The organism is Agrobacterium sp. ST15.13.013 (genome assembly GCF_027956525.1).
GTDB lineage: Bacteria > Pseudomonadota > Alphaproteobacteria > Rhizobiales > Rhizobiaceae > Agrobacterium > Agrobacterium salinitolerans.
The window spans coordinates 1-5,676 of record NZ_JAQKGP010000055.1; the positions used below are offsets into that span (position 1 = coordinate 1).

Here is a 5,676-nt window from a genome sequence, read left to right on the forward strand (position 1 = left end):
TCGCCGCGAGCGCCCAGAACATCAAGAAAATAGCGATGGCGCTCACGAAAGCACCCAAACCCGCCTGGGGATGAGGAAACGAGGCTCATCTTATCTCCCGTTCACCCGCAAAAGACGACAATAAAACGTCATCATCCCGAAAAAGAAAAAACCCGCCGAAAATATCGACGGGTTTGTCAGCGGTCTGAGCCGGGGCGTAAACCCCGGCTTTTCTTTGACCGATCCGAAAAGGATCAGAATTTGACGCCGATACCGGCCTTGACGGAGTGATCGTCGAAACCACGCGAGAAGGCGCCGGAGTCGAGACCGTAGTCCTTTTTCTGGTAGTCGCTATAGCGATATTCCAGACGGGCGGTGATGTTATCGGTCACCATGGCTTCCACACCGGCACCAACAGTGTAACCGAGAGCGGTGGCGCTGTCCTTGGAGGTCGCGTCACGCACCTTGTTATCGGAAACTGCCAGACCGGCCGTGCCGTAGAGCAGGAACGGGTTCATGTCGTAACCGACGCGGGCACGCAGCGAGCCGTTGACGCCCTGCTTGCCTTCGATGGCGTTACCGGCAACCGTACCGGCAGAGCCCTTCTCGTCACCGAGATTGATGTCGGCTTCACCACCGTAAACGATCTGGCCGTTCTGCATGTTGTAACCGCCGTACAGACCGCCGCCGAAGCCCTTGGCGTCACGGCCGTCATTGCTGGAGCTGAAACGGCCCCAGTCATAGTTGACCGTACCACCGAGGTAGGCGCCGGACCAATCCTTGACCGGTGCTGGCTGGTCGTAGGACACCGGTGCCTGTGGCACTTCATTTACGGCGTCAGCGGCGTGAGCAGCCGAAAAGCCGGCCACTGCCATGGTCGAAGCCATAAGGGTTGCTACGAAAATACGCATGCTATTCTCCTTTCAGGACCGCTCTGTACTCAAAACATTGTTCTCAGACGCGGTGTAAACTCGTCGGGTTAATCGCCCCTCTGGAAACTGAATTTGATAGGAGAATGCGGAGATCAAAGAGCCAAAATGTGAATTGTTTGGGGCAGCGGCGTGACTAGAATTAGACGTTGCCCAATTGCCACAAGGAGTTTATTAACCCTAACAGAAACCTAACCAGCAATAGATCGCCTTTAAACTTAGTTATATTCAAATTAAACCGAAATTGCATTGCGAATAAAAAATCGCCCAATTCTTTTGGGGATGCGTGACAGCTTGCGATTTGCATCTATATCCAGCACATAGGGAATATATGAGCAAATGCAGGTCCGTCGTGAAAGAACATATACCGAAGACAGTCTTGATAACGGGGGCCGCCCGCCGGCTGGGGCGGGCAATCGCCACCGATCTCGCAGCCCACGGCTTTGCGATTGCCGTCCACGCCAATGAATCGATGGCACAGGCGGAGGAATTCGCTAACGAAATAAGGCGGAAAGGTGGCAAGGCCGTAGCCGTTCAGGCGGACCTGACACAATCTGCGTCAACAATGACGCTTGTCGAAAAGGCCGCCTCAGCCCTCGGGCCGATTGGTGTCGTCGTCAACAATGCCTCGGTTTTTCTGAAGGATTCGGCGGAAACGCCCGATCCTGATGTGTTCGATGCGCATTTTGCGGTTCATGTGCGGGCCCCTTCCCTCATCGCCGCCGCCTTCGTCGAGCAATTGCCTGCGGATACATCCGGGCTGATCGTCAATATAATCGACCAGCGCGTGCTTGCGCTGACCCCGCGTTTTTATTCCTATACGCTTTCGAAATCGGCCCTTTGGACCGCAACACAAACCATGGCACAAAGCTTCGCGCCACGGGTGCGGGTCAATGCCATCGGGCCGGGTCCCACCTTCAAAAGCGAAAGACAGGCGCCCGAGGACTTTCAGGCGCAGATCGACGGCCTTATATTAAAGCGTGGTCCTGCGCCGGACGAGTTCGGGCGGACGATTCGCTTTCTTTACGACACGCCGTCGGTCACCGGACAAATGATCGCGCTCGATGGCGGCCAGCACCTCGGCTGGGAAACCCCTGACGTGGCGGAGATAAATGAATGAACGGAAAGAAGCTGCCTGACGGCGGTATTCTCTTCGATGAAACCGACGACGAAGACGACGATGCAAACCTTGCCGTGACCGATGCGGCCGAGGCATCGAGCGACGTTGCCGGCATGGACTGGAATGCGGGCTGGAAGAATGAATCCGGCCTGAAGGGCATGGATCTGATCGGCGAAATCGTCAAACAACTGCCGAATGCGCCGGGCGTCTATCGCATGTTCAACGAGGCGAACGACGTTCTTTATGTCGGCAAGGCGCGCTCGCTGAAGAAGCGTGTCGGCAATTACGCGCAGGGCCGCGTGCATTCCAACCGCATTGCCCAGATGGTGCGGCTGACCGCGCATATGGAATTCGTCACCACCCGCACGGAAACAGAGGCGCTTCTTCTGGAAGCGAATCTGATCAAGCGCTTGCGGCCGCGCTTTAATGTGCTTTTGCGCGACGACAAGTCGTTTCCTTACATTCTCATCACCGCCGACAATCGTGCCCCGGCGATCTTCAAGCATCGCGGTGCGCGGGCGCGCAAGGGCGATTATTTCGGCCCCTTTGCGTCCGCCGGCGCTGTCGGCCGTACGATCAATTCGCTGCAGCGCGCCTTCCTGATTCGAACCTGTACGGACAGCGTGTTCGAAACCCGCACGCGTCCCTGTCTTCTTTACCAGATCAAGCGCTGTTCCGGCCCCTGCACGCATGAGATCAGCGATCAGGGGTATGAAGAACTCGTCAAGGAAGCCAAGGATTTCCTGTCCGGCAAGAGCCAGAGCGTCAAGACCGCGATTGCGCGGCAGATGAACGAGGCGGCCGAGGATCTCGATTTCGAGCGCGCCGCCGTCTATCGCGACCGGCTGGCCGCACTTTCCCATGTCCAGAGCCATCAGGGCATCAATCCCGCCGGCATCGAGGAGGCGGATGTCTTCGCCATCCATCACGAAGGCGGCATCTCCTGCATTCAGGTGTTCTTTTTCCGCACCGGCCAGAACTGGGGCAACCGCGCCTATTTCCCCAAGGCCGACCCTTCCCTGCCCGGCTCGGAAATCCTCAACGCCTTTTTGGCGCAGTTCTACGACGACAAGCCTGTGCCGAAGCAGATCCTGCTGTCGGAGGCTGTCGAAGAACAGGAACTCCTGGCGGCTGCCCTCGGTGAAAAAGCCGGGCACAAGGTGACGATCAACGTGCCCCAGCGCGGCGAGAAGAAGGACATTACCGACCATGTTCTGGCCAATGCCCGTGAGGCGCATGGCCGCAAGCTGGCGGAAACCTCGTCTCAGGCGCGGTTGCTGAAAGGCATGGCCGAGACGTTCAACCTTCCCTATGTGCCGCGCCGCATCGAGATTTACGATAACTCCCACATCATGGGCACCAATGCCGTGGGCGGCATGGTGGTGGCGGGGCCGGAAGGTTTCGTGAAGAACCAGTACCGCAAATTCAACATCAAATCGACCGACATCACCCCCGGTGACGACTTCGGCATGATGCGCGAAGTGATGACCCGTCGCTTCTCGCGCCTGCTGAAAGAAGAAGGCAAGCCGGATCGCGAACGCGTCCCGACATCGGAAGAAGCCGCCGACCTGCCCTTCCCCGCTTGGCCGGATGTGATCCTGATCGACGGTGGCCAGGGCCAGATGACCGCGGTGCGGGCCATCCTCGATGAACTCGGCATTCGCGACTGCGTGACCGCCATCGGCGTCGCAAAGGGCGTTGACCGCGAGGCGGGCCGCGAACGCTTCTTTGCGGATGGGCGCGCCGATTTCTCTCTGCCGCCGCGCGACCCCGTGCTTTATTTCATCCAGCGCATGCGCGACGAGGCGCACCGCTTCGCCATCGGCTCGCACCGGGCACGACGCAAGAAGGAAATGGTGCGCAATCCGCTGGATGAAATTTCGGGAATCGGTCCGGGACGGAAACGCTCCCTGCTGCAGCATTTCGGCACGGCAAAGGCGGTTTCCCGCGCCGGCCTCAACGATCTGATGGCTGTTACCGGCATTTCGGAGACGGTGGCGCGACAAATTTACAATCACTTCCACGAGAGCGGCAGCGATTGACGCAGAACGGTGGGACCGAACTGCTAAAAAAACATAATCACGTGTTGACGCTATGCCTTGGCGGCGGCATCAAGACAGTTGATCTCAGACTGACAGGTTTCCCATGGCTTCGCGCGCATACAGCATTCCCAACCTTCTCACCTATGGCCGCATCTTCGCGGTTCCTGTCATTGTCCTGTGTTTTTACGTCGAAGGGAAACTGGAAAGCTCGGATTTCGCGCGCTGGACGGCTCTGTGGCTGTTCATCATCGCTTCGCTGACCGATTTCCTCGATGGTTATCTGGCGCGTATCTGGAACCAGACCTCCAATATCGGCCGCATGCTGGACCCGATCGCCGACAAGCTTCTGGTCGCCTCCGTGCTCCTTTTGATGGCGGCGGATGGCACCATTGCCGGCTGGTCGCTCTGGGCGGCCATCACCATTCTCTGCCGCGAAATTCTGGTCTCGGGCCTGCGCGAATATCTGGCGGCGTTGAAGGTCAGCGTTCCCGTCACCCGCATCGCCAAATGGAAGACGACCATCCAGATGGTCGCCATCGCCTTTCTTCTTGCCGGTCCGGCTGGCGACAAGGTTCTGCCCTACACGACCGAAATGGGCATTACCCTGCTGTGGCTCGCGGCGGCGTTGACCATGTATACCGGCTATGATTACTTCAAGGCCGGCCTGAAACACATCGTGGACGAAGACTGATGACGCGGATCGTTTATTTCGCCTGGGTTCGCGAGAAGATCGGCACGGATGAAGAGGAGCTGGACATCCCCTCCTCCATCACCACCGCCGGCGAGCTGATCGCGTGGCTTGCGACGCGCGGCGAGAATTACGAAGCGGCCTTCGAATTCCCCAATGTAATTCGCGTCGCCGTCAATCAGGAACATGTCGAGCACGATGAGAGCATCGTCGGCGCGCGCGAGATCGGCATCTTCCCGCCGATGACGGGGGGATGAGCGGGTGCAGCCGACAGTCCGCGTGCAGGCAAAGGATTTCGACGCTGCGGAAGAAACCCGCCGGCTGACGGAAGGGGACAGGAGCATCGGCGCGGTCGTGGCCTTCACCGGGCTCTGCCGGGATGATGGAGGTACGCTTGCGGCGCTGGAACTGGAACACTATCCCGGCATGGCAGAGGCGGAAATAACCCGCATCGCCAAGATTGCCATGGAGCGCTTCGGCCTTCTCGGCCTCACCGCCATCCACCGCCACGGCAAGATCGCTACCGGCGAAAATATCGTCCTCGTCATCGCAGCTTCATCGCATCGACAGGCGGCCTTCGATGGCGCGAATTTCGTGATGGACTATTTGAAGACATCCGCCCCGTTCTGGAAAAAGGAACATGGCAAGGATGGCTCGGCGGGCGGCTGGGTGGCGGCAAAGACAACCGACGATACGGCCAAGGACAAGTGGCGATAGAGCATTTCCAGGAAAAGTGGAGCCCGGTTTTCCGTCCGGAAATGCGACGAAACAAAGAGTTAGAGCGCTTTCGCGATTCGAAGAAACGCGAAAGCGCTCTAGCACTACTTTGGCAGATTAACTGACGGTTAACGATAATCGGCCATCTTTGGCCCCTCAAAAAGGGGTGCGGTGGATGGTGGAGCAGAATATTGCACTGGC

6 protein-coding genes are annotated in these 5,676 nt (G+C 58.3%); 5 read left to right on the forward strand and 1 reads right to left on the reverse strand.

All coding sequences use genetic code 11. From position 1 onward, the window contains the following. Positions 1 to 233: 233 nt before the first annotated feature. Positions 234 to 890, reverse strand: a complete 657-nt coding sequence (locus PL597_RS25675) for an outer membrane protein (RefSeq protein ID WP_077982547.1) — start codon at positions 888 to 890, stop codon at positions 234 to 236. A gap of 349 nt (positions 891 to 1,239) precedes the next feature. Here PL597_RS25675 and PL597_RS25680 point away from each other — a divergent pair, with 349 nt between their 5' ends. The 5 genes from PL597_RS25680 to PL597_RS25700 all read left to right on the forward strand — a co-directional run bounded on the left by PL597_RS25680 (position 1,240) and on the right by PL597_RS25700 (position 5,475). Next, entirely contained in the window at positions 1,240 to 2,028 is a 789-nt protein-coding gene (locus tag PL597_RS25680; RefSeq protein WP_271366620.1) for an SDR family oxidoreductase, read from the forward strand. Further along, positions 2,025 to 4,070, forward strand: a complete 2,046-nt coding sequence (gene uvrC / locus PL597_RS25685) for an excinuclease ABC subunit UvrC (protein ID WP_271366622.1) — start codon at positions 2,025 to 2,027, stop codon at positions 4,068 to 4,070. The genes PL597_RS25680 and uvrC overlap by 4 nt, the downstream gene beginning before the upstream one ends. A gap of 103 nt (positions 4,071 to 4,173) precedes the next feature. Next, positions 4,174 to 4,761 carry a CDP-diacylglycerol--glycerol-3-phosphate 3-phosphatidyltransferase gene (gene pgsA / locus PL597_RS25690; RefSeq protein ID WP_077982549.1) on the forward strand — a complete coding sequence of 196 codons (588 nt, stop codon included), beginning with the start codon at positions 4,174 to 4,176 and terminating at the stop codon, positions 4,759 to 4,761. After that, on the forward strand, positions 4,761 to 5,015 hold the full coding sequence (moaD, locus tag PL597_RS25695; RefSeq protein WP_142912535.1) for a molybdopterin converting factor subunit 1: 255 nt from the start codon (positions 4,761 to 4,763) through the stop codon (positions 5,013 to 5,015). Before pgsA ends, moaD begins: the two co-directional genes overlap by 1 nt. Before the next feature lie 4 nt (positions 5,016 to 5,019). Next, positions 5,020 to 5,475 (forward strand): molybdenum cofactor biosynthesis protein MoaE, encoded by a 456-nt coding sequence (locus PL597_RS25700; RefSeq protein ID WP_271366623.1) that lies wholly within the window; start codon positions 5,020 to 5,022, stop codon positions 5,473 to 5,475. The last annotated feature ends 201 nt before the right edge of the window (positions 5,476 to 5,676 follow it).